Origin of the sequence: Streptomyces sp. NBC_00178 (assembly GCF_036206005.1) — a bacterium.
Taxonomy (GTDB): Bacteria; Actinomycetota; Actinomycetes; order Streptomycetales; family Streptomycetaceae; genus Streptomyces.
Map to the genome: position 1 here is coordinate 5,642,228 of NZ_CP108143.1, position 26,622 is coordinate 5,668,849.

At 75.2% G+C, this 26,622-nt stretch carries 2 protein-coding genes; both read left to right on the forward strand.

Annotated features, from left to right (window positions below):
• Positions 1–74 precede the first annotated feature (74 nt).
• Positions 75–25,775 carry a lonely Cys domain-containing protein gene (locus OHT61_RS24765; protein WP_329041254.1) on the forward strand — a complete coding sequence of 8,567 codons (25,701 nt, stop codon included), beginning with the start codon at positions 75–77 and terminating at the stop codon, positions 25,773–25,775.
• A complete protein-coding gene (locus OHT61_RS24770; protein ID WP_329041256.1) occupies positions 25,768–26,466 on the forward strand; it encodes a type VII secretion system-associated protein in 699 nt (232 codons plus the stop codon). The genes OHT61_RS24765 and OHT61_RS24770 overlap by 8 nt, the downstream gene beginning before the upstream one ends.
• The last annotated feature ends 156 nt before the right edge of the window (positions 26,467–26,622 follow it).

The following is a 26,622-nucleotide window of genomic DNA, read 5'->3' on the forward strand; positions in this document are numbered from 1 at the left end:
GCCGGCCGCTCCCGCACCACCACGCCGGGAGCGGCCGTACCGTCCTGCCTCCACGGCCTCCAGGACGGCCCCCGATGAGCATCCAGGTCTCGCCCGAGGTCAATGCGATGATCTTCATCCTCACCGGGGAGAGGCTCATGGACGCCGACGAGGACCTCGCCTACGAGAGTCGTCGGCCGTACGCCGGGCTGGGCCGCAAGCTGGACAGACTGTCCTCGCTGATCGACAAGTCGATCCACGACATCGGCGAGTCCATGCCCGACGACCTCGCCAAGTCGTACGGCAAGGCGATGGGCATGCTCATCGACGACGGCGGCAAGAACTACCTGCGCGACTTCTCCGACCAGCTCGACAAGATCGCGGAAGGCCGCCGCAAGACCTCCATGGACATCATGGAGTCCAAGTGGCAGGTCATCGCCGAGATCATCCGGCTGCTCATCGAGATCGCCATCTACCTCGCGATGTCCTTCTTCACCGGCGGTGCGTCGGCCAGCCAGATCATGATGGCCAAGCTGCGCAGCCGGTTCTTCATCCTCACCACCCTCAGCCACCTCCTCCAGCGGCTGCACCTCGCGCCGTCGCTGACCGAGGCGTTCGCCGAGGCGTTCACGACGTTCGCCGTGCGGCTGGCGATGATGAACTTCGCGCCGGACGGCCGGCGACCCGACGGCTTCGACTGGAACGACATCCTCAAGTCCGCCGCCTTCGGCGCCGCGGCCGGCTTCTTCACGAGCATCTTCGACAGCTTCGCGAAGAACATCGTCAAGAGCTTCGACAACAACTTCCTGAAGAACGGCCCCGATCTCGGCTTCAAGAACAACCCGAACCTGAAGAACCCCCCGAACATCGATCTCAAGAACACCGGTCCCGGGCCCAGGCCGAATCCCGGCCCCACCCCGAACCCCGACCGTGACCGCCCCGGTCCGAACGCGAACGGCCCCGGCCCCGGTCCCTCGGCCAATCCGCCGGTGACCTTCCGGAACGATCCGCTCTCCTTCCGGAACAACCTCAACCTCTGGCGGAACAACCAGATCCTGCGCAACAACGCCGACCGGCCCGGCGCGGTGGCGGGCCACTACGGCATCAAGGGGACGGCCGACTTCCTCGCCGCCGGCTCGGGCGAGGCGCTCGCGGAGATCCTGATCAAGGGCGCCTTCGACGGCGACTGGTCCACCAGCTGGTCCACCTTCGTCGGCGCGGGCGTCAGCAGCCAGGTCGAGAGCACGCTCACCGACACCGCCTTGAACAGCGGTGCCGAACTGCGCCACGTCATCGACAAGTTGCGCAACCAGCCCCCCACCGTCTCCGGCGGTGGCTCCGGCACGCGCGATTCCGAGGGGGCCCCGCAGCCGGGTGGCGCCGACCGGGCGGGCGGCTCCTCGGACACGGACACCACCGGTGGCGCGGGTTCCGTGCTCACGTCCGCCCCGCCTGCCACGGCTACCGGCGGGCCGCAGGGCGCCACGGGTGACCGGCCGCCGCCGTACGCCCCGCAGGACCCGCCGCCGTACACCAGCGTGGACCCGCCCGCGTACACACCCGGCCCCCTTCCCGCGACCGCCACGGAGAACGCACTGTGGCAGCAGGTTCACCACGGTCCGGCCGACGTCCGCGAGCAGGCGCTGCGCGACCTCGCCACGCTGCGTGGGGCGACACCGCCCAGCGGCACCGAGATCGGTGTCCGCGACGGCCTGCACTCCGGCCTGGCGCAGCTGCCGGAGGTCCGTGTCGTGCCTTCCGGGAGCGGTCCGGCCGCCCAGGTCGACGCCGACGAGGTCCGCCGCGCCCTCGACGGCTTCGGCACCCCGGTCACGGTCGAGACGCCGATCGCGGTGGGGGGCCACGGCGGCGGTTCCGTCGCACCCGGGGCGGAAACCGGAGGAACGGCCGGGCAGGGCCTGACCCCTGCCCCTGCCCCTGCGCCGGTGCAGGGGTCAGGTGCTCCCGTCGGCACGGGCGGATCCGCGAACCCTTCCGCGACCAACACCGGGACCAACACCGGGGGCGCGACCAACACCGGTACCGGCACCGGCACCGGCACCGGCACCGGCACCGGCACAGGGACAGGCACCGGTACCGGGACCGGCGGCGCGCGGCCGGGTGGTGTGGCCCAGACCGGCGGGGCACCGTCTTCGTCCGCCACCCCGCCCCAGGACGCGCGCACGCCTGACGGGACGGCTCAGCCCGGCGGGGAGCGGACGAACGCCGACGAATCCGCCCGGTCCACAGAGTCACCCGACACCGCCCATGCGCAGGAGTCCGCAGATCTGACCGGGGCGGACCCGGCATCGGACAGCGGCGGGCTGCCCGGCCCGGCCGACGGCGCCGCTCCCGCCCAGGAGACGGACGCCGACGGCGTACCCGCGCCTGAGACGGGCGAGGTTCCGGCCTCAGGCGCTGTTGCGGCCCCTGCCCCGGCTTCCCACGCGACCAGCACAACGGACACCGACGTCGTCGCGGCCGCTCCGCCGAAGGTGGGCACCGTCGGTTCGTTCTCCGGCACCGGCGATGCGAAGACCGCCGGCGGCGCGCCGGACGCCGGTGGCACAGCCGGCCCGAAGGCCGTCCCCCCGGGAGCCGCCGGCCCCGGCGCCACCCAGGAAGTTCCGCTGACGATCGTCGTCTCCTCCGTGCCACCGCCCGGGCAGGGCGGGCCGGAGGCGGCCGGGCTGCTCGACGGCGCCGGTACCGACCGGGCGGTCGTGCTCGGACCCGCCGTCGCGCCGGACGGGGGAGGCCGCCCGGCACGCGCGGCTGTCGAGCTCACCCGCGAGGGGCCCGGAGCGCCGGTCCACGTCCGCCCGCTCGCGGTCCCGCCCCCCGCTGTGACGGCGGACGGTGCCACGGGCGCCGATTTCCCCGGCGCGGACGTGCTGTTGCCGCTGGCCGACGCCCTCGGTCCGGTGCCGCGCCCCGCCACCCAGAGCATCGGGACGACCGGAAACGGCCAGGCCGACCACTCCCCGGCAGGTCCCCCGACCGCACTCCAGGAGAAGACGGCCCGGCCGCTGAGGAGCGGCGAAACCGGCCCCGCCTCAGGCGTGTTCGCCCCGGACAAGATCGCCACCCTGTCCCGCCCCGGCGCCGACACGGTCACCGAGCTGTACCTGGAGTCGGGCGAGGACGGCCATGAGGAGACCGCGACCGTCACCGCCGGCCGCGCCTCCGGTACGGGCACGGGGCGCGGCGCCGGACCGGGCGGAACCCCGCCCCCGCCGGCGGAGAGCCTCTCAGCGACGGCGACGGCGACGGCGACGGCGACGGCCGCGACCCCGACCCCGGCCGTCCTGCCGCGTGCCCGGATCGTCGTACGTCCCACGACGAGCGGTCCGGACGGTGGCGGCACGACGGGAACCCCGGAGATCACGGGTGAACCGGCCGTGGTCACCCTGGACGGGCACACCGTGCCGCTCGCCCAGGTGCGACGGCTGGTTCCGGACGGGGCCGCGCGGCCCGCACCGGGACGGGCCGTCCGGACGCTGACCATCTCCCAGAGCCCGGCCGAGGACGGCACCGCACGGGACACCGGGCGAAGGGCGCTGCTGGGACAGGACACGTTCCGCGGTGTACGCACCGTCTCCGCGCCCGTGTCCGCACCCGCCGCCTCCCCGGCCCGGCCGGAGACGGAGCCCTTCGGAGGGACCGAGGCGCAACCGCCCCTCCGCCGCACCGTGTTCACCGGCCCGCCGGCCCCGCTCCCCGGCGCGGGCACCGAAGAGGGCGCCGACTTCCTCGTGGTCCACGGCACGTCCCGCACCGTCACGCTCGGCACCGACGACGCGGCGCGGCCCGGTGTGAAGGTCAGCGGTGTCCAGCTCGGTGTGGCGCTCACGGCATGGGCGCAGGACGGCGACCAGGACCGCCCGCTGGTCCTGTTCTCCTGCGAGACCGGACGGCAGCCGGAGATCGCGGGCCTGCCGGTGGCGCAGCACGTGGCGAACCGGACGGGACGGCGGGTGTACGCGCCGACCACCGAGGTGGGCACCGCCCGTGACCGCGACGGTGACGTCCGGGCCGTCCTCACCGAGGGTCCGGACGGCCCGGGGCGCTGGCGGCTGTTCACCCCCGAGCCGAGCGGCGCCGTCCTCGACGGGCTGGCGCGCGACGCGGGTCTGCACGTAGGTCCGGGCCCCGCAGACGTCTTCGCCCGCGCCCGCACCCTCCAGCAGATACGTACGCTGCGTGACGCGCTCGGCCCGGACGCCGAACAGCGGCCGGAGAACCGGGAGCTGCTCGCAGGACTGGCCTACGTGGACGGCCTGCGCTGGCAGACCGCCGACGGCGCGGCACGGTACGGCGACGGCCGCATGACGCCGGACCTGCTGCGCAGGATGGTCGCCGACTGGCACGCGGCCGGCGGCGCCGCACCGGACGCCCCAGCGGCCCCGGCCGGCACCGAACAGGCGGGCGAGCCCAGCGCCGAGCAGTACACCGCGTTCCTGCGCGCCGCCGCCGGACTGCGCGAGGGCGTGGGGCCCGGCACCACGCTCGACGAACTGCTGCCCGCGCCGGCGCCCGCGCTGCCTCCGGACACCCAGGTCTCCGAGGAGCACGCGCGCGGCCTCGCCGTCGCGCCCTCGGCACGGATCGCCTGGTCGCTGTCGAGCACCCCGCTGCCGCTGTCGGAGCTGGGCCTCGGCCCCGAGGACACCGCGGAACTGACGCGCCGCCTCCAGAACCCCTCGTCCGCGGCCGGCGCCCCCGCACCTCGGACGACGCCCGTTCCCGGCCAGGCGGAGAGCATCGCCGAGGACATGACGCTCCTCAGCAGGACCACGCCCGGTACCGCGGATCCCCTGCACGCCGACGGGCTGTCCTTCCGGCGTCTGAACACTCCGGGCGGTGGCGACTGCCTCTTCCGGTCGCTGCTCGACAGCGCGCGCAGCCGTGACGTGCCGCCCGCGTGGGCCGCGCGGAACATCGCCGGCCTGCGCCGTGCGCTGCGGGACAGGATCACCGGCTCCGAACTCGGCGACTTCGTGGGCGTGGCGATCCCCGACCCGGTGTTCGCCGTGGTGGACGACCTGCGCATGCGCGCGCTCGCCGGGGTGCGGGACTCCGCCGAGCGGACCCGGATCACCCGGCTCTGGAACCGGATCGCCGACGATGTCGTGACCGCAGGCGATACCGCCGAGTGGCAGCGGATCCTGAAGGAGAGCGACTACCCGCACCTCGCACGGGTGGCGCCCACACCGGCCGACGCCCGGCGGCTCGGCGCCAGAGGGCTGGTCGCCTCCGCGGCCGAACTCTCCGCGCTGTGGGCCTCTCCCTTCGCCGACCTGCTGCCGGAGGCGCTGGCACACACCCTCGACCTGGACCTGCGGCTCGTCCAGCCCGACCAGCAGTCCGTGGGGAACACCTTCGTCCACACCCTCAACCCCGGCGGGCGGAGCGGCACCCTCCACCTGGGCTACAACGGCACGGACCACTTCGACGCCCTCGTTCCCGCCTCGGTCCCGCCGCCACCCCCGCGGGACGCGGACACCACCGCGGACCCGGTCACCTCTCCGGAGCGGGACGACGCGCCCGCCTTCGGGGAGTGGCTGCGCAGCATGGGCGGCATCACCGACCTCGACGGCACGGACGACAGCACGGACGACGGTACCGACGACGGGGATGACGACGCCCCCGACCGGGGCGACCGGGTACCTCTGGAGACCCAGCTCGAACGGCACCGCCCGGCGCGGCTCGTGACCGGCCACGACGCCCGGCCGCCTGGCCCCGCCCCGCGTACCGTCACGTTCGACGACGGCAGCCGGATACCCCGGACGCTCATCGACCCGGACGCCGACCCGGGCGACGGCGTCCCCGAGAGCCGGACGGACGGTGCGAGGCCGAGCCGCACGACGGGGCTGTTCACCGGAGTGGGCAGGACCACCCTGCGCTCACCCGAGCAGGTGGCCGAGGAGATCCTGGGCGGCCTCCCGCCCAAGCTGCGCGCCCAGTTCGACGAGGCGGACCTGCTGAGGCTGCTGACCGAGCAGCCCGGCGCCTTCACCGCCCCGCGCGGCGCGCGCTTCGTCGGCCGGGAGAAGTCGGGGGTCGGCCACGAGATGACGGTCGAGGCCGTCCCGTACCACCGCTGGGAGCGGTTCTCCGACGTGGACGGCGGCACCGTACGCCTGGACACCATGCGGCGGGGGCAGGCGGGCACGGGCGGCGGCCGCAGCGTCGGCTTCGGGCGGCGCATCGCGGGCGGTCTGAGCATGGGGCCGCCCCTCAACTGGCTGCTCAAGCTCGGCTTCTCGCTCGGCTGGACCCGCAGGACCGACTACGCGCAGGGCACCCAGGCGTACAACCAGTCCGAGTGGCGCGCCCACGAGGGTTCCCACCTGCACCTGGACGACGTGTACTACCGGGTGCGGGTCGAGCGTGTCACCGAGGCGCCCGCGCCCGCCGCCCCGCCGGTGCCCACCGCGGACGGAGGCACCGGCACGACCCGTCCGGCACGCGGCTGGCAGCGCTCGCGGGTGCACACCGCGGACTTCGCCATGCGCGACGGGCTGAGCTGGCGGCTGCCGGACGACCTGACCGTGCCCTACCAGGGGCCCCGCCGGGCACCGAGGACGCTCACCTTCCCGGACGGCGCCGAGTCGCGGATGACCGACACCACCGGACTGCACCTCACGGATCCGCCCGAGGACATCGCCCTCGCCATGTCCGGCGCACGGCCCGGGAGTTCTGCGCACCGCACCCTGGTCTCGTACGTCCGTCCCGGAAGGCTCCTCGCCCTGTTCGGCCGGTTCGCGGGGCCGGTCACCGGGCCGGAGCTGACCCGGGGAAGCGGGCAGCATCCGCTGGGGCACCTGATCGTGGAGCGGTCCGTACCGCACCGGGCCACACTGGTCGCGGAGTCCGTCAAGGCGGAGGTGCGCGACCTCACGCAGACCACGTACCAGAACGAGCGCGGGCACGTCCGCGACACCCGGCTGGGGTTCCAGGTCACCTCCGGGCCGAACTACACCCTCGCCGGAGCGGAGACGGACGTACGCCTCCAGGGCGGTCCGCTGGTCAGGGCGGACATCGCCACCGGGCGGGGTCACTACCTCGGCGCCGACGCCGCACGGAAGACCACCGGCCGCGTCCGCAACCACCCGATGGCCCTCTACCGGGTGGAGCGCACGCTGATGGTGCGCAAACCCGGTGAACCACCGTCGTCCGCCCGACCGGTCAGGGTGGTCACACTGGACTGGATCTCCACCCAGGACGCGCGCCGCCTCGCGGGCTGGGACAGCCGTACGCCCGGCCGGACGGGACCCCACCCCGACGCCGAGCCGCCCGTGCCGTGGTACCTCACCCGCGAGGACCCGGTCCACCTGAGCGGGCAGGTCCGCGCCGAGGGCTTCCGTCCCGGCCGCCCGCAGCCCGGGGTGCAGCAGGCGCAGACCCGGCCGGGGCAGACCCAGCCGCCGACGCCCGCCCCGCAGGACCCCATGAGGGCCTTCGGGGACGCCGTCGTGGACACGCTGCACCGCTCGTACCCCTCGCTGTTCGTCCCGCCGTTCATGCTGCGGCACCCCCGGCTGGCCACGTTCTGGTACGGCGACGGGCGGATGCGGACCGCGCTGCACAACGACCGCCAGATCCGGGAGGCCCTGAACCGGCCCAGCCTGGCGCAGAGCCTGGACGACCTGACCACCACCGGAGTGCCGGTCACACTCACCGAGGACGGCAAGGTGCGCCGCGGCCACCACACCCTGATCCTCAGGGCGCGCCTCACCGACCGGCGCTTCGAGTCCACGATGAGTGAGCGCTCACTGCGCAACGCGGTCATCGGCACCGAGGTCTCGGGCCAGGGGCAGCAGGCATCCATCACCCTCTCCGGCGGGGTCGAACTGGGCATCTCGCCGCGCGACCACGACAAGGCACCCGACGCCGGACTGCCCCGACAGGCCGGCAGTGTCGCCGTCGGCGCCCGGCACGCCAGGACCGATCAGAAGGCCACGAGGAACACGGTCGCGGTCACCCACGACCACCTGATGTTCCAGACCGGTGCCGACCTGTACAGCTACCAGGTGGAGCTGGGGGCCACCTTCGAGGGACACCGCCGCCCGCGCGGCTGGGCACGGCTCGTGTCCGTCGGCCTGCTGGGTGCCGGTGTCTTCGTCAGCAAGGTGGAGGAACGCCCCCTGTTCACCCGGGGCACCGAGACCGTCGGCCGGGTCGAGCTGGCCGTGCCGGCGGCACACGGCTCCGAACGCCACGCCCCCGTCGACCCGCCGGCCACCGGCCCGGCGCCCGCACCGGTGGCGGCGGCCGCACCACGGCAGCTGTCCTCCACCGAGGCCGACCAACTGCTGGACGGCACCCGCCCGCTGCCGAAGTCCGAGTCCGCCGACCGGCGGCTCACCGCCCAGCTGCTCAGCGCCCCGCACGTGGTCCTGAGCACCGAGGGCGGCCCGCAGCGCCAACGGCTCATGCAGGACACCGCCGAACGGGCCTCGGGCACCTCCTGGCACGTCAGCGCGCCCGGCGCCCCGGTGCGCACCGCCCTGCGCAGGGCGGTGGCGAACCTCGGCATCACCGGCCAACTCGGCCAGTACCTGGGCCCGTTCGGTTCCCGGATCACCGGACTCAACGGGGCAGGACCGTTCCGTACGCACTACCTCAAGGCGGCCGTCCGCGGTGAGCTGAGCAACTTCCGGGTCAGGAGCGACCCGAAGCCGGCGAGCCTGGAGGCCACCGTCGGCAACGAGCACCGGATCAACGGCAGCGCGAGCACGGTCTCCCGCACCACCCTGGGCCTCCAGGGTGCCGACACACCGCTCCAGCAGGCACCGGGCGGTCCCGCGGTGGTCGGCTCCTACTCGACCGCCCTGCAGTACGCGTGGGGCAAGGGCCGCGGCGTCTCGCAGACCCTCACCCGGGGGCGCAACACCACCCTCGCCTTCGCCGGGCGCATGTACCTCGTGGTCGCCGACACCGTCGAGACCGTTGCCGTGCGCGACCGCTGGACCGCCGCCATGGGAGTGGTGGGCACCGGCGCCGGGGCCCGCATCGGTTCCGCGGCCGGCCGGCTCTCCGAGCGCCTCGGCAACAGCCTCGCCCCCCGCCGGGCCGCCGCCGCGCTCCAGCGCATCCGTGACGCGGTGATGTTCCACCTGCCGATGCAGGACGTCATCGAGGCCGGGCTCGCCCCGGACGGCCTGGGCACCACCACCCCGCGCAACCTCGGCGGGGGCTACCGGGTGCCCCCCTTCCTGCGCCGGCGCCGCTTCCCCACCCACCCCGGCGGCGGACTCGACGCCGCCCGCGCGGCGCAGCGGCTGATGGGGCAACTGGAGAGGATCGGGGTGTCCTCGCACGACCGGGAACAGGTCCTGCAGCGACTCTCCCCGGACTTCCTCGCCGCCCACCACCACGAGCTGACCACCGACGGCATGGCCCTGCCGGTCCGCTACCGCACCTGGTCCAGCCCCTTCCACCTGCCCGTCGGCGGCAGCCCGGGACAGGTCGGGTTCAAGCTGACCGCCGTCACCACCACCGTCGACAGGCTGCGCACCGGTTACGAGCTGGAGGACTACCGCACCACCGCCCGCGACGACGCCGCGGGAACCTCCCAGGACCGCGGCGCCGACGTGACGCTCAGCGGGGGCCAGCGCGCGGCGGACAGCGGCATCCTGGTGGCGAACCCCTCGCTCCAGGGAACCGCCGCCAAGCAGCGGGCGAGCACCCGGACGGAGACCGCCGGCACCACCGCCATGCCGAACATCGCCACCACCCAGGCGCACGCCGAGATCGTCACCGGCTACACGCTGACCATCACCATGACGGACGTGGCCGGTGACGCGCTCGCCCCCGGCGTCGTGGACGTACCCGTCGGCAGCCTGCACGAATTCCTCCCGGCGAGCCTGCTCACCCCGGAGGGCGCCGGAGCCGACGGCGCGCTCACCGAGCAGGACGTGCCGGAACCACCGCGTGCGGCGCGGATACTGACCGCCGATCAGGCACGTCCGGAGGGCATAGCCGCGTGGAGGTCCGCCGCCGGGAGCGCCGATCCCGACGTGCTGCCCTTCGACGACCGCATCGGATCCGGCATCCTCGCCGTCGACATCCGGGGCGCGGCCAACGTGAAGGACGCCCTGACCCTCGCCACCGCCCGCGCCCACGGCCTCGGCGACGGCGACCTCGGTGAACGGCACACCGGCGGTGTCCTCGACGCACGCGTGCGCCTGGCCCACCTCACCCCGCTCACCGGGCTGGGCACCGCACCGGCCCAGGCGCAGCAGGAGGCCACCACGCAGGGCGGTCTCACGGCCGGTTTCCGCGAGGCGCTCGGCGCGAACGGAGCGCCGCTGCCCACCCAGTCGTCCGCCCACCTCTTCGGCCAGTTCCACACGGCCGACTCCCGTCTGTACGCGAGGATGCACCGCCGCGGTGCCCGGCTCCTCGCCGTCGAGAACAAGCCGCGCATGGAGGCCATGCAGCGGTCGAAGACCTCCGACGCGGTGGAAGCCGGAATCACCGACAACGTCGAGGGAGCGGTGGGCACCGCCCCGCTTGCGGGCAACAGCAACGCGGGCGTCACCAACCCGGGTGTCACGGTCCCGATCGGCGGCACGAACGACGGGACGGTGCTCAAGGGCACCGCGGACACCACCCTCGGCACCCACCTCAAGGTCGTCACCGACCGGAGCATGCTCTTCGCGCTCCCGGTGAGCTGGCTGTCGGTCGCCGAGGTCGACCACCGGATCACGGACAGCCGCCCGTTCCTCGCGCTCGGCAAGGCCAAGCGCGGGCCGCGCGCCGTGGAGGCCGAGACCACCGCGCTGGTCTGGCTCCGCGAGGACATCGCCCGCGACTACGGCCTCCTGGACGACACCACGTTCACCGACGAGGTCCTCGCCGCCTGGGACGGCCAGGCCAAGGCGGCCGCCGACCTCGCGACCGCCGAGAAGGGCTACTACGACGCCAGGGCCCGGGCCCGGGAGACGTGGCTGGACCTGAGCGCGGCGGAACAGGCGGCGCTGGGGGCGGACGACCCCCACCGGCCGGCCGAACTGCCCCAGGACCTCGCGCAGTCCCCTGCCGTCGCCGCCTGGCGGAGCGCCCGCGACGAGGTGCGCGCCTGGGAGCAGCGCACCGACGCGGCCGCCGTGGACCACCACCGGCTGCACCTCGCCGCCTCCCGCCTCACGGCCCACCACCAGGGCTCGGCCGCCGTCCCGGTGAAGGACGGACCGCAGGACTACACCGCACCGGCCTGGCGCTCCGAGGCACCCGAGCCGTACCGGATCGCCGACGGCACCGGAAGCGCCCCGCGCACCCTCTCCACCCCGGACGGCGCCGCCGTGCGCGAGGTGTACGACATGCCGCACGACGGTGCGTCGTTCTTCCACTCGCTGCTCGCCGCCGCCCGGCACCGGGGGCGGCTCGCGCACCTGCTCGGGACCGGCCTCGCCGAGCGTTTCGCGGCCGCCCCCGGCGATCCGGCGGTCACGGCCGAGGCCGTCGGCGCGGCCCGCGACCGTCTCGCCTGGGCGCTGGGCGAGGACGGCAACGAGGACCTGCTCGACGCCCTGGCACTGGACGCCCTCGACACCTTCACTCAGGCCGAACTCGATACCGCCGGGATACGGCTGACCGCCGCCCAGCAGGCCGAGTTCGACGCGTTCGGCCGCCTCCCGCAGACCCTGTGGCTGACCCCCGCACAGCGGGTCGCGCTGGCCACCGCCGCCCTCTCCCGCCCGTTCGCGAACGAGCCTCCCCGGGACGGCGCGGACGACGAAACCGCGTCGCCCGGGCGCCGGGCCGGCGACCACGGGGGCGCCGACCTGCTGCCCGCCCTGGCCGCCCGCGTCATGGGCACCCCGCTGACCGTCGTCACCGGCGAGGGCCGCGCCCAGCTGTTCCTGCCGCACGGCACCGACCCCGCCGCCGTCGACCGGGCCACCGACCCCGTCCTGTTCGCGGCGGGCGGCTTCTTCCACGCCGCCCTGCCCCAGGGCAGCCCCGCACCGGTCACGGCGCCGCTGCCGGCCGCCTCCGCCTCCGGCACGGACGGCACCCGGCCCGCCGGGCAGCCGGCCGCGCACCGCAGCCACGCCACCCCGCCCTGGATGCCGCCCCCGGACAGCACCGCCCCGCGCCACCGTCTCGACCGGGACGGCGTCCTGACCGCGCCCGACGGCGCCACCTACACCCAGGGCACCCCCTCCGGCCGCGGCAACGGCTTCTTCGGCGCGCTGTCCACGGCCCTGCGCGGTGCGGCCGAACTGCCCGGCACGGAGCGGCGGGAAGCGGCCAGGCTGCGCAGCCGGGCCGATCGGACGCCCGCCCAGCTGATGCGGCTGAACGGCCTGCCGGGCACCGCCGCCGACCGCGACCCGCTCTTCGCGCCGCCGCCGATGAACATCCGGCCGGGGGCGCCGCAGCCGAGCGCCGACGCCCGCGCCGGCCACCTGCGCCGCTACCTCGCCACCGCCCCCTGGGGGCCGGGAGCCGACCGCGCCGTCGCCGAGTGGGCGGCCGCCGCGACGGGGACGACCGTCACCCTCATCGAGGAGAACGGCGTCACCCACACCTACCCGGGCCCGGCCGGCGAGCAGTCCCCGCACATCCGGCTCCGCCGCCGCGGCGGCGACTTCGTCCCGGTGACCCCGCGCACACCGGCACCCGGTCCGGGGGAGCACGGAACGCCGAAGACAGCGGTCACGCCCGAGGTGAGGGAGGAGCCGAAGACCGGGCAGAAGGCGCCGGGGGACAAGGCCGCACTCCCCGGTGGGACCACGACGGGTCCGGACACGTCCGGGGTGCCCGCCGGCACCGGCCTGCCTGGCATGCCGGGTGAGGAGGAGGCGTACGAACTGAGCACGCTCTCCGGCGCGGACGCGCTCGCACAGTTCCGGTTCACCGACGACACCAGCGGATCCGACAGCGAGGACGACGACGCCGGCGGATCCGACAGCGAGGACGGCGACTCCGAGGAGACCGCGCACGAGCGGTGGCTCGACCTCCTCTTCGGCATGGCCGCCCGGGCCGGCCACCCGCCCGAGATGCTGGTCGGCACGGCCCTGTCCTTGCGGGAACTCGCCCAGCGGCACCCGCAGCCGCCCGGCACCGGGGACCCCCTGCACGCACTCGCCCGGCGGGTGCTGAACCTGGGTCCGGACGCCGAGGTGGGCGAGCGGCACCTGCTGGTCCTCGGGTCACTGGCGCTCAGCGCGTCCCCGGCCCGACTCGCCGACGAGGGCGCCCTGGCCGCGTATCTGAGAAGCCATGACGCGGCTCTGCGCCGCGGCACCCGGCTGGTATCCGGGCAGGGCACCGGGCGGAACTGGACCGGTACCGGCGACGCGCCGGCGCTGGACTCGTACGCCGTGGAGGGCGAGGACGGGCTGCTGAGCACCTGGTCCGCGCCCTGGTCCGACCCGTATGTCGTCCTCGCCCAGGCGGACGGGGACTCCGTACGCCTGAACACGCCCCGAGGCGTCCTCACCCTGGACGATCCCGGTGAGTTCGCCCGGCTCCTGGCGCGGGACCCGGCGAGGCCGCCGGGAGCGGACGTCGTCCTGGCCTTCCCCCACGACGACATCGAGTCCCTGGCGCAGCACGTCGCGGACCTGACCGGCGTGAGGGTCTGGTACTCGGAACACGCTCCCCGTCCGTCCACCGACTGGCGCACCGGAACCGACCACCTCATGCTCGGCCCGGTGCCCGACGGCGTCGGCAGGACGTGGGAATCCGTCCGTCCGGGCGGACACGCCGACAGCGACAGCGACGGCGAGGACGTCGCGGACATCGTCGGCATGTACCGGGACGGCGCCGACGCGCGCCGGGCCGAGCCCCTCACGACGAGGGACTACGGGGTCGTCGACACACGGGGCACGGGCGTGCTCTTCCGCAGGCCGGGCACGCTCCGGGGCAACTGGCAGACACCGAGGGCGCTCCAGGGCACGGAGGACGCCCCCGAACTCGCCATGTCCGTACAGGACCACCACGAGACGCTCGTCTCCCAGCGGCCCGCCCTGCGGATCTCCTCGGACCGCACCCTCGCGGTCGAGGACGGCGCCTACGGGCAGCAGATCTTCGCGACGGCCGAGGCCGTCGCCCGCGCGTCGGCCAAGCTGTCGCGCGCCGGCGCGGCGGTGCGGCTGCGCGCCGACCAGGACCTGAGCGTCATCCTGCCCACCGCCGACGGGGGCAGCAGACGGCTGTTCCTCGTGACGCCCGTGTTCCTCACCGGTTCGGGCCGCTCGACGGAGGAGATCTGCAGGGACTTCGCCGACATGCTGGCCGACTCGTCCCGTACGTCGCACATGGTCTTCCGCACGCCCGGGACCGGCCCGGTGGTCACCGCCCCGGTCAACGCCTCCGACGGCGCGGAGGTCACCGGGACCCACCACCTCGCACAGGCCCTGGGCGGTGTCGCGGACGGCGACGACGACCCGGCCACGGCGGACCCGCAGTGGGCGGCGTCCCTCGTACGGCAGGACGACCGGCCCACCGGCGGCGACGGAGGGCCCCTGCCCGGCCGCTCGTACGGCAGCGCGCTCAGCCTCGCCCAGCAGAGCGACCCGCGGCGTGACGCCCTGTCGGACGCCGCGAGCCGCATCGGGGTCAACGAGCACGCCTGGGCCGACATCGGGGAGGGATACGTCGTCCAGTCCGTCGCCGCGCCCGGCGAACACGGCCAGCCCAGCCTGGAGACCAACTACGCGAAACCGCAGACCGAGTCAGCCGGGGCGCACTTCGGCTACCACTTCCTCACCGTGGTCCTGGCCAGCGAGGACGGCAGTCACCAGATCTCCCTGGAGAACCACGCCCGGGCCTCCCAGCGCAACCACCGGCACCGCCGGGCCGTCCAGGCGAACCTGCGCAACCACGACGTGGACGAGCTGCGGGACATGGCGTCACGGCTGCGGCAGGAGATCGGGCGTCTGGAGGAGGAGGGCGGCGAACACCTCGCGGAACTGCGCGGCCACCTGGACCTGACCCTCGCTCTCGTCAGGGCCAAGCAGGCGCAGACGGAGGCCCAGGCCGCCGTCGCGGGATCACCGGAGCGGGCCGCCGCCGAGCGGACACTGGAGGGCGCCACCCGCGCCGCCGCACTCCGCATCGGCCAGCTGGAAGCGGTCGTCCCGGGCAAGCACCAGTGGTACATGCGGATGTACTCGCAGCGGCCGGGCGAGTCCGCGCACGACACCAACGCCCAACTGCTGGCCGACGGCCCCTCCGCCGAGGCCAACCCGCTGACCGCCGTCGTGCTCCGCGGCCAGCAGGCACTGCCGGTGTCCGTCGCCTTCGGCAAGGGCGTCCAGCAGACCCCCGAGGGTGCGAAGCACTCCATCCGGCACCTGGCCAAGGTGGTGGCGAGGGCGGCGCTGTGGAACGCGGCCAACGGACTGCCGCTGCCCGACATCCGGGTCGTCGGCCGGCGTGCCGGGCGCTTCACCGGAAGGGACCTCGCGAAGGTGCGGGCCGAAGCGGTCGCGGCCTCGTTCCGGCAGGAACTGGCCGACGCGCTCGCGGCGCTGCAGGACGGCACCCCGCACCCCCACGTCGGCGCCGAACGGTTCACCGTCGAGCCCGTCGCGGTGTCCGGGCGCGGAGCGTCCACCGGCGACCCGGGCGACGGCACCGTCGACATCACGGTCGAGGACCACCGTGGTGGTCAGCGGCAGATCGCCACGCGCGGTCCCCGCGTCGGATCGCAGCCGGGCGGTCTGCCGGGCGGCTCGCGCGAGGACGGCCTCGACCCGGTGGCGGAGCAGTGGCCGATCGGGCACTCGATCACCGTCATGCGGCCCCGTCGCGGTGGTGTCGACATGGCGTCCGTGGTGCCCGTCACCGCTGTGCCCGGGACCGTCGAGCCGGAGGCTGGAATCCCGGCGGACACCGCCGCGGCCGGGACCGGCGGCAAGGGCAAGGCGCCCGCTTCCACGGCCCCGCACGACGGGCCAGCGGCCCCGGGTCCCGGGCCGGACCGGTGGTTCGGCTACGCGCGGTCCGCCGAGTCCCGCTCGGAGCCGTTCCGTTACGACGTCGCCGACACCGGGCACATCAGGCTCCCCGACGGCGAGGTGATCCCGCCGACGGGCTGGACGCGCTTCGGGCACGACTTCGTCCACGGGGCGACGGGCACGATCCTGCGGGGCGACAGCGGCTGGATCGGCCGTGTGGCCAACATGGACACCCTCGCTCCCCTGATGGCCGATCTGGACCAGGACTCCGCGCCCCACCGGATCGTGGCCGACTCCTCGGCTCTCTACCTGGTCCCGGATGGCGAGGGCGACTTCGCCCTCCGCATCCCGCTGCGGGAGCCCACCGGCCCCGCCGCCCCGGTGGACGCCTCCTCCACCTCGCCCGGCGGCCAGGCGTCCACCGTCCCCGGCGGCCAGGCGTCCCCCGTCCCCGGCGGCCCGTTGTCCACCGTCCCCGGCGACCCGTCGTCCGCCACCCCGCAGCCCGAGCCGCATCCCACCGCCGGGAGGGCGCCCGCGCCCCGCGCCCGCCTGGACGACCGGCCGCGGTTCGTCGTGCGGTCGGCCTTCGACGTGCGGCGCTTCACCCACGGCGGCGGGATGGTCACCGACCTCACCGTCCGGCTCGCCTTCGCCGACGGTGACGCCGGGCACGACACCGACGCCGTCATGGCACGGGTGCTCCAGGGCGTGCGGGAGTTCTTCAACGAGCCGGGTCACGAACTGCCCAACGGCGACCGGCTGCACGTCACCGTCGAGCGGGTCGCCTCCGACGGCAGTCCCCATCTGACGGTCGACCTCGTCGGCCGCGACCGGCCGATGAACCAGCGCGCGTGGTGGGCCGACGCCGACCCGGTGGAGTTCGCGCACGAACTCGCGCACCAGCTCTTCCTGCGGGACGAGGCCCGCGACGCCGGCAACCCGCACCGGCTCGACGCGCCGGGCAGCCTGCTCGGCGCGTTCCGCGAGCCGGCCCCCGACGGATACGCGCAGAGCGGGCTGCGCTCGCGTCACCTCCAGTTGTGGGCCGCGGTGGCCGGCGACATCGAGCCGCACATCCCGCCCGAGGGGGCGAGCTGGGCCGACGCGCGGAGGAACGCGACGCCGGAGCGCCGCGAACCCGTGTGGGTCGACCCGGTGTCGCTCCCCGCCGCCTCCCCGCAGACCGGCCCCGACGGCTCGGTGCCGCCGCCGCTGCCTCCCGGCGAGGCGCTGCCCCCACTCGCGGAGGTGTCCGACGAGTCGGAGTCCGACGAGGATTCCGACGACGAGGCCGAGACCCCGGGCTGGGCCGAACCGGGCTGGCTGGACCTGCTGTTCGGCTCCCTGCGCGGCAGCGTCCCGCGCGACCGGCTCAGGGAGACCTCGGAGGCGGTGTACGCCCTCGTCCTGGCCGAGGCGGGAGCCCGGCCGACGCAGCAGGCGCTGCGCGACGGCCTGATCCGCGTCACCCGTCAGGTCCTCCACATGGGAAGCCGGGCCAGGCCGGGCGCCGCGGACGTCCAGCTGCTCGGCTCGTTGGCGCTCGACGCCTCCTCGGACGACCTGGACACCACCGACGACCTCGCCCTGTACTTCATCGAGCGGCAGATCGAGACCGGGCGGGGCGCCCTCGACGAGCCGACCCTGCTGCGCGACGGCACGGGGAACCCCGTCGGGCGCGACTTCACCGGACCGGGGCGGCCCGCCCCCGAGACCGCGTCGTACGCCGTCCGGGGGCGGGGCCGGGTCGTCCCCAGGCCCGCTCCCTGGCACAACCCGTACGTGGTCGTCGCGAAGGCGGCCGGCCACGCCGTCGAGATCGCCATGCAGGGGCGGACCTTCCGGGTGGACAGCGCCTACGAGCTGGCGATGCTCATCTCGTACGACCCCAGGCGCCCCCGCGGCGCCGACATCGTCCTGGCGCTCCCCGCGGAGTACGCCGCGACGGTCGCTTCCCTCGTCGCCGGTACCACCGGCCGCCGGGTGTGGCACCCCGAGGCGCCGGTCGTCCTCGACACCCATCCGGTCACGGGGACCCGCCACCTGATCCTCGAACTCGGGGACGACACAGGCGCGGGCTGGGCCTCGACCGACCCGGCCGCCGACGACGGACTCCCCGGCGCCCGCGACCTCAGCAGCGGGAGCGACACCGACAGCGTGGCCGGGGAGGACGACCGGGACGGCGGCGACGGGTCCGGCAGCGACGGGTCCAGCAGCGACGGGGACGCGGAGTTCGACCGGCTCGCCGACCAGGCCGTCCTGGAACGGCAGATCGAGGCGCGCCGCCCCCGGCAGCTGACGACCCGCGACTACGGAGTCATCGACCGGCGCGGCACCGGCGTCCTGTTCACCCCGCCGCTCCCGCGGTCCGTCGGTGAGGTCCGGGCCGGTGAGGGCAGCGGCCCCGACACGCTCCCGCTGGTCCTGCCGCGCCAGGACCAGGCACGCGTGCTCATGGCCGACCGGCCGCCGCTGCACATCTCCGAGGACCGGACGCTGGCGACGCTCGCCGCCGGAGACGGCGCGACCGGGCGCAGCCGGCAGGCGTACGCCACGCGCGCGGCGATCGAACGCTCGTCGGCACGGCTGGCCGCGGCCGGAGCAGGGATACGCCTGAAGGCCGACGAATCGGTGGGAGTGCTGCTGCCGAAGGAGGACGGTTCGTACGGCGAGCCGCTCTTCCGGGTGGAGCCCGAGTTCCTGACGCCGTCCGGCGGTCCGGAGCACGCCTTCACCCGCGACTTCGCCCGCATGGTGGCCGGTTCGGCGACCGCACCCCTGTCGCACATCGCCTTCCGCGGCCCCGGCGGCGCCGTCACCACGGCACCGGTGAACGGGATGCACGGCCGCGAGGTCACCGGAACCCACCACCTGGCCCGCGCCCTCGTGGACGTGTCCCGGGGCACGGGAGCCCCCTCCGCCGTCACCCCCGCCTGGGCGGCCCGCAGGACGGGGCTGGACGGCCGCTTCACCGGTGGTGTGGTGGGCGCCCCCACCCCGGGCGAGGAGTACGGCCGCGCCCTGAGCCACGAGCCGCCGGACAACCCGCTGCGGCCCCGGCTGGCCGCCGCCGCACGGCGTATCGGGGTCAACGAGTACGCGTGGGCGGGAGTCGGAGAGGGCTACCTCATCCAGTCGATCAGCACCACGAACGACGGCGGCGCCCAGCTGTTCACGCACAACCACGCCAAACCCGGCGACCCGGTGGGCCCGCACGCCCCCTACCACTTCGCGCAGGTCGTGCTGGCGGGCGAGGACGGCACCCACCAGATCACGCTGGAGAACGAGACCCACTCGCGGAGCGAGATCACGGCCGAGGCTCTGGACGACGTCATCGACGAGAACCTCGACCGCTACGGCGAGGACGAGCTCACCGCGCTGGCCGCCGGAGCCGAGGAACGTCTCGGCGCGGCGCGGCGCGACGGTGCGGACGAGGCGGAGACCGCCCGCCTGGAGGGCTTCGCGAAGGCCGCGAGGTCCCTGGCCGACGTCCACCAGGCACAGCAGCTGCCCTGGTACTTCGACGAGGACCGCCCCGAACACGCCCTGGCGCTGCGTGAGGTGGCGAACGCGCGCTCCAGGGCCAGGGAGCTGATCAGGGCCGCCGCCCCGGTGATGGAGAACAAGGACCTGTGGTTCTTCCGGGCGTACAGCAAGCGGCCGGGTGAGTCGGCGCACGAGACGAACGCGGCCCTGCTCTCGGATGATTCACCGGCCGTCGCCAACCCGCTGACGACGGTGGTGCTGCACGGCCACACGCCACGCGGCCACCAGCGGACCGTCCGCTTCGCGGAGAAGGAGCACGGTCTGCCCGCCGACGCTGACGACGCGATCGACGGCCTGGCCCGGGCGCTGGCACGCGCGGGGCTGTGGAACCGCGCCCACGGGCTGCCGATGCCCTCGATCACCGTCACCGGGCACGGCAACCGCTCGCAGGCGAGCGGCCGGGCGCGGGCCGACGCGGTCGCCAAGGCGCTCGGGGCGCGGCTCGGCCAGGTCCTGACCGCGTTCCAGAGCGGTACGCCCGGTCCGCACGTCGGCGTGCGGGACTTCGGCCTCACCAAGTCCGCGAAGCGGGTGCGCAGCGCCACCGACCCGGACCGTGGACGCGTCGTGACGATCGACGTCGACGACCACCGGCTGGTCCCGCCGTCACCCTCCGGCAGCAGCACGCCCGACGCCGGACACCAGCCGCCCGGAGAGCCCGCCACACGGCCGGCGACGGGCGGACCGGCGACCACCGAGCCGGTGACGTCCGGATCCGGGACGTCCCGGCACGGGACGACCACCGAGCCGTCGGAGGTCCGGCCCGACAGCCCCGCGACCGCTTCCGGGCGCAGGGGTTCCCGTCCGCCGGGGCGGTCCGCGCAGCCGAGCCCGGAGCGCAGGAACAGCGACGCACCGCCGTGGGTCCTGGCCCGCATCCGCTACGCCGAGGAGTCGGTCGCCTTCGACCGGCGGCTGGGCGAGTACCTGGCCGGGAACGAGGCGGTGACCGCCGAGTTCCGCAAGATGGCGGCCGCCGCGTGGGCGGCCACCCGCCAGCGGTACCCCCGTGCGCTGGCGACGTTCGGCGACACCAGCAAGTTCAAGGCGGGGGTCGTCGGCACGTCACGCGAGGCGCTCCAGCGGGTGGTGCGGAGCGGGAACCTGCGGGAACTCGTGGCGTTCCTCTACGAGGGCATCTCCAACGACCTCGTGCCGGAGATGCTCGGTGGCGCCGAGGAGCAGCACCCGGAGATCGCCGCGGAACGCCCGAGCAGGCGCCAGCAGCAGGCCTACGCCGACTTCATGCGGCGCGCCACGGAGATCCAGGCGTCGGACGGCCTGACCGCGGCGGAGAAGGAGGCCGCGGTGCGGGAACTGCAGGCCTCGGTGGTGACCCGGACGCGTCCGGACGCCGCGCGTCCGCCGCTGAGCGAGGCGGAGCGCAGGTTCGCGGTCGACGACGCGGGCCTGACCTGGATGCCGGCGACGTCGGTGTACGACATCGCCATGAGCGAGGCCTTCCAGGGGAGTTCCGAGGACTCGGGCGGTCTCGTGGCCACGGGCACCGCCGGATCGACGTACCGCTTCATGCTCCACGCCGCCCGGATGCGCGACCAGTGGGGTCTCGACCTGGATCTCGGTCTGATCCGGGCGGGGATGATGGCCATCTCGCTGACCGTGGGCCACCACACCGTCCACGAGGTCATGCGGGGCGCGCAGCTGGCGCTGGACGACGTCCCCGGGCACGACCCGTCCCTGGACTACACGGACAACTGGGGCCGCTACTGGGACATCTACCCGCTCGACGAGCAGGAGTTGCGGGACAACGTCGCCCGGGACGGGCTCTTCCCGGACGAGCACGCCCAGGCCCTGCTGGACGGGCTCCGGGGCCGGCCCGGCACGGGCACCGGTGCGACGGGGGCCGGTACGACCGGGACTGCTACGGCGGGGGCCGGTGCGGGCGCACGCGCACTCCCGCACCGCCCGCTGCCGCAGGCACCTGCCGCTCCCCGCTCTCCCGCCACCGCCACCGGCTCGGGCACAGCCGCCGCGGACCTCGCCGCCGCGTGGGAGGTGCACACGCGGGCGCTGGCCGGCCTCGGCGACGCCACCGCCGCAGCCGGCGCGCGGGAGCGGGCCGACGGGGACGGGAAGCGGGCCGCCCGGGGGCGTGCCGACGAGGCGCGCCGACGGCTGGAGGACGCCGAGGCCCGGCTCCTGGTCCTGGGCGTCCCGCCCCGCGCGCTCGGCGACGCCCGCGGGACCGGGCCCCAGGACGCGGCTCCGGTCGTGCCGGGGGACGCGGCCCATCGCCGGTGGATCGCGGGGCAGGTGACCGAGGACGACCTGCCGCCCTCGCCCGAGGCGCCCGGCCCGGGGGAGACCGTCGGCACGGCGGACCTGGATGCCGCGGGTGTCACCCTCACCCACGGGCAGCGGACCGAGATGGTGCTGCGCGGCGACGGCAGGCTGCCCGCCGGTGCACTGACCCCGCTGGACCTGGCCAGGGTGCGCATGTCGGGTGCCGGTCCGACGACCGGCACCCTGGACACGGTCGCCTCGCGCGCGGCGCGCAGGCTGTGGTCGCAGGCGTACACCGCGTTCGCCGGCACGGCACCCCAGGGCGTGGACGAGACCGCCCTCACCCGGGCCTGGGCGGATGCCGTCCTGCTGGTGCTTCCGGCCGAGCCGCACCCGGTGCTCGCCGACTCCCGGTACGCCGGCGAGGGGTTCCGCAGCGCGGTGCGCCGGGTCGCCGGCCACCTGCTGGACGCGGGCACCGGCAGCGGGCCCGCGGCGGAGTCCGCCGCCGAGCTGGCCGACACCCTCCGGTCCGGCCTCGGTCTGCGGCGCCGCTGGACCGGAGCCGCCGTCGACACCACCGCGGGGGATGCGCCCGTCGCGCAGTCCGGCACGGAGGCGGACATGCCGGACGTCGGCATGTCGTACCTGGACGGCCTCGACCTGGACGCCACCGGCTGGGACGACTTCGACTTCGATTTCGACATGACCGGTGCCGATGCGGCCGACGTCGACATGACCGGCCTTGACCTCGCCGACTCCGGCATGACCGGCCTGGACCCGGCCGACTTCGACATGACCGGCCTGGACATGACGGCCCTGGACACCGGCGACGGGCAGCCGGTGTTCGTCGCACCGGTGGCCGCCTCGTCGGCCGGGCCGCTCGCCGTACTGCCCCGGCTGAGCCTCGTGGAGTTCGGCCGGGGGGAGACCGGTGCCTCGGACGAAGCGCGGGAGAGCGTGGAAAGGCTGGCCCTCCGTGTGGCGCAGGCAGGTCTGCGCAACCGCCGTGCGCGGGTGCCGCTGCCCAGGATCGGCATCGCGGGCTACGGCGCCGACGCACGCGGGACCGGGACCGCGCAGGACCGGGAGCGGGATGCCCGCGAGAGGGGCGACGCACGGGCGCGGACCGCCCACGAGCTGTTCGTCCGCCTGCTGGACCAGGCACTCGGCACGCTCCAGCAGAACCTGCCGGCCGGACAGCGTCCCCTGACCGCACGGGACTTCGCGATCGCCTCGCGCGGCCGGGCACGGGTACCCGGCCGCAGTGTCACCGTGGGCCCGTCCGGGCAGGTGGACCGGGCGGACCTGGGCCGCCAGGCCACGATCGCCGTCACCATGCCCGGGCACGCGGCGGCGGTGGAGACCCTGGACGCGCTGCGCGGCCAGGACCGGGCACTGCGCGCCGGGGCGTTCGACGTGGACGCGGTCATCCGGCGGGTCCTCCACCTCGGACCGCACGTGCTCGTCGACCCTGAGATGCGCCGCGACTTCCTCACGATGACCGGACGGGCCCTCGCGGCCGGGAGGGCGGGCGGCCTCGCCGCGCTCACCGCGTTCTCCCTGGAGGAACAGGGCCTGATCGCGGCGGACCGCACCCGGTACGTCTCCGTGGGCGGACACCGGGTACCGGGCCTGAACTGGACCGGAACCGACACCGCCGAACTGGACACCCTGTTCGTCGACAACGTGGTGCCCGACCAGGCCGGCGGGTTCAGTTCCACGCACGACCCGGACGTCTCGCCCTGGCCGTGGGACGCGACCCCGTACGCCGTCCTCGCCGACGGGCGGCACGACAGGGTGACGGCCCGGCTGCCCGACGGGACGACGCAGGACCTCGACGCCGACGAGTTCACCGAACTCGTCGCGGCCGACCTGGCCGGGCAGAACCTGCCCGCCGGTGCGCCGATCGTGCTGGGCGTCCCGTACGCCGGCGACCGGTACCTGGAACTGCCGAGGAAGCTCGCCGAGCGCACCGGCCGCACCGTCTGGGTGCACAGCGGTCTCGCGCGGCGCCACCCGGACCCCGCCGCGAGCAGCACCCTCGCCGTGGTCCGTCAGGACGGGCTGCCGCACGGTTCCTGGGTGCCCGTCCGCCCCGGTCTGGCGCCCGACGCGGACGACGGCGCACCGGACTGGCACCGCGAGGTGCTGACCCAGCCCATCGTCAGCGCGCTGACCGGACGGCAGATCGGCCGCAGCCTCCACGAGCCCGGCGAACTCGCCGAGGCACGGGAGGACAACTTCGGCCGCCTCGACCAGACGACGCTGTTCGTCCACTACAACCCCGCCACGGGCACGTACTCCGCCAAACTGCCCCTGGCGGACCCCGGGCCGAAGGACAAGGCCTACCACCTGGCGGGCCACGGGCTCCCCGGCAGCCTGATGATGCCGCTGGCCGACGGCGGTTCGAGGACGGCCGGCCGTCGCGAGGCGGGGGAGTGGCTGCGGCGGCGCAAGAGCCTGTCGAGCCTGCCCGCCGACCACTGGATCGACATGGTCGTCTGCTACTCCTCGGCCCCCCGGGACGGCATCACGCAGGACCTCTCGCAGGCGGGCCACTCCTTCCCCGTGCCGTTCACCGCCGATCCCCTCGGCGACGACGCGATCTCCCTCGGACAGCACCTCGCGAACGTGACCGGGCGCAGGGTGCGCCTGTCCTACGCCCTCCAGGGGGCGTTCCGGTACCAGGACGACCCCGTGCGGGTGCTGTTCACCGACGCGCGCGGACGCCGCTGGTGGTGGGAGACCAGCCGTCCCGAACCCGGCGAGGCCGAACTGGACCGGCTCGCGCGGACCGCCGGCTTCGAGGGCGAGCCGTCGCCCCACAGCCGAGCCGAGATGCTGCGCCTGGTGCGTGCCCTGCGTCTGCTGTTCGGGCCCGACGTCGAGGACGCCGACGACTTCGCGACCCTGATCCGCGGGGCGGGCGCGATCGACAACATGTGGCACGCCGATCCGGCCCTCGGCGCGACCGGTCCGTTCTCGCCCGACCTGCTGCGCCGGGTCGTCGCAGCGCACCCGGAGGCCGCCGCCGGGGTCGACCGGCAGGTCACCCGCCGGGTGCTGGCCGCCGCCGCGCGGGAGTGGCAGTCCGGATCCGCCCTGCCCGTCAGCGGGTTCGCGGACCTGCCGGTGCTGCTGTCGGCGGCCCGGTGGCTCCAGGACACCGCGGCGGTGGACGCGGCCGCGCCTCCCGGGCCGGAGCTCTCCGGGCCGAGGCGGGCGCGGATGTTCTGGGCGCGGGTCAAGGCGGAGGAGACGCTGCCCGCGGCCGGCCCGGACGCGGACGCGCGTACCAGGAGGGTGCTGCACCTCGATCCCGCCGTCGAGGTCGACGACTCGCTGCGGGGCGAGGCGCTGACGTTGCTCACCCGCGGGTTCGCGGCGGGCCGGGACATGGCGGACCCGGACGTGGCGGCCGCTTACCACTTGGAGGTGCGCGGTGCGTTCGACGCGCCCGTGCCGCCCACGAGCATGGGCACCACCATGGGCGGCGGCCGTGACTGGAAGGACGGCTCGGCCTTCCTGCCGGAGCTGGGCAGGTTCCGGGCGCCGGAGGGAGTCGCCGACGCGCCGTGGGCAGGGCAGGACGCCTCCGGCAAGGACAGGCCCGTCCCCCATCTGGTGAGGGCGTCCGTCGACCTCCAGGACAGCGACCACCTCGACGTGACCTTCGGCGGGGCGTCCTACCGGGTCCCGGCCGCAGAGTTCGCCGAACTGCTGGCAGCGGACATCGAGTTGCGGCGCAAGGACCTCTCCACCCCGGTGCTCCTCGTGCTCGACGGCCTCGGCGGCCCCGCGTCCGAGGTCGCGGACCTCGTCGCCCAGCGGCTCGGCCGCAGCGTGTGGTGGAGCCCGTTCCCGGTGGAACTCTCCGGGACGGACGACGCGGGGGCCCCGGTACCCACACTGGTCGACTCCCTGGCGACCCTGACCAGCCCGACGGCCGCCGACTGGCGTGAGGCACGGCCCGTCGACCCGGCCGGGTCCCAGGAGGGCCCGCGCCCCGTCGAGCCGCCGCTGCCCGCGCCCGGCACCGGCTTCGGTACACCCACCAAGCGAGGACACGATGACTGACCCCGGCGCCGACGGACCCGTCCCGCCCGCACCGCCCGCGGAATTCGTCCGGGCCGCCCGGCTCGCCCCAGGCCACTGGCTCTACCTCGGTGATCCCGCGTGGCAGGGGGAGGGGACACCGCCGGACTGGGCCGTGGTGGGGCAGTGGCGCTCCGACTCCGCGGGGGACATCGTCGAGTGGCAGGACAACGAGGGCTACCGGCCGTCGCCCGGAGCGAGGGGATGGCCCGAGCCCGCCGACGAGGTGGACCGCGCCGTCCAGCTCGCCGCCACCGGTTACGGACCCGCGGAGGGGGTCACCGCAGCGCTGGCCGGCGCCGAGGTCGCGGTCCTGGTCACCGCGGACGGCGAGCCGGTGAGCGCGTCCGCCCCCGACGGCACCGCGGTCGTCCCGGTCTACACCTCCCCGCGCCATCTCGGGGCCACCGGGCTGGGATACGTGATGCTGCCGGTGGCCGGGCTGCTCGCACGCCTGCCCGCCGGCCACAGCCTGTTCCTCAACAGCTCCGCCCCCGCCGGCATGGTGCTGGCCGCGGACGGGCTCGCGGAGGCCCTGCGGAAGGCGGCGGCAGTAGGCCAGGAGGAGCCCGGAGGCTTTGAGGAGCCGGGAGACCGTCAGGGGCCGGGAGAGGCGGCGGGGTCCGGGGAACCGGCGAGGTCCGGGGACCCGGCGGTGGCGCCGCCGTCCTGACCCCCGCGCGTCCCCCGGTCCCGCGCGTCCCCCGGTCCCGCGTCCACCCCGACGGGCCGGCGGCCCGGCCGGGGGTCCGGCCGGGCCGCCGCCCGTCCTGCGCCTTCCTCGCGTCCGTGCACACACCTCGCGGCGGCGCCGCCGCGAGCGCGGACG

Bases quoted from the DNA above. Each gene is read 5' to 3' on its own strand.
- OHT61_RS24765 (WP_329041254.1), top strand. From the start codon at position 75: ATGAGCATCCAGGTCTCGCCCGAGGTCAATGCGATGATCTTCATCCTC.
- OHT61_RS24770 (WP_329041256.1), top strand. From the start codon at position 25,768: ATGACTGACCCCGGCGCCGACGGACCCGTCCCGCCCGCACCGCCCGCG.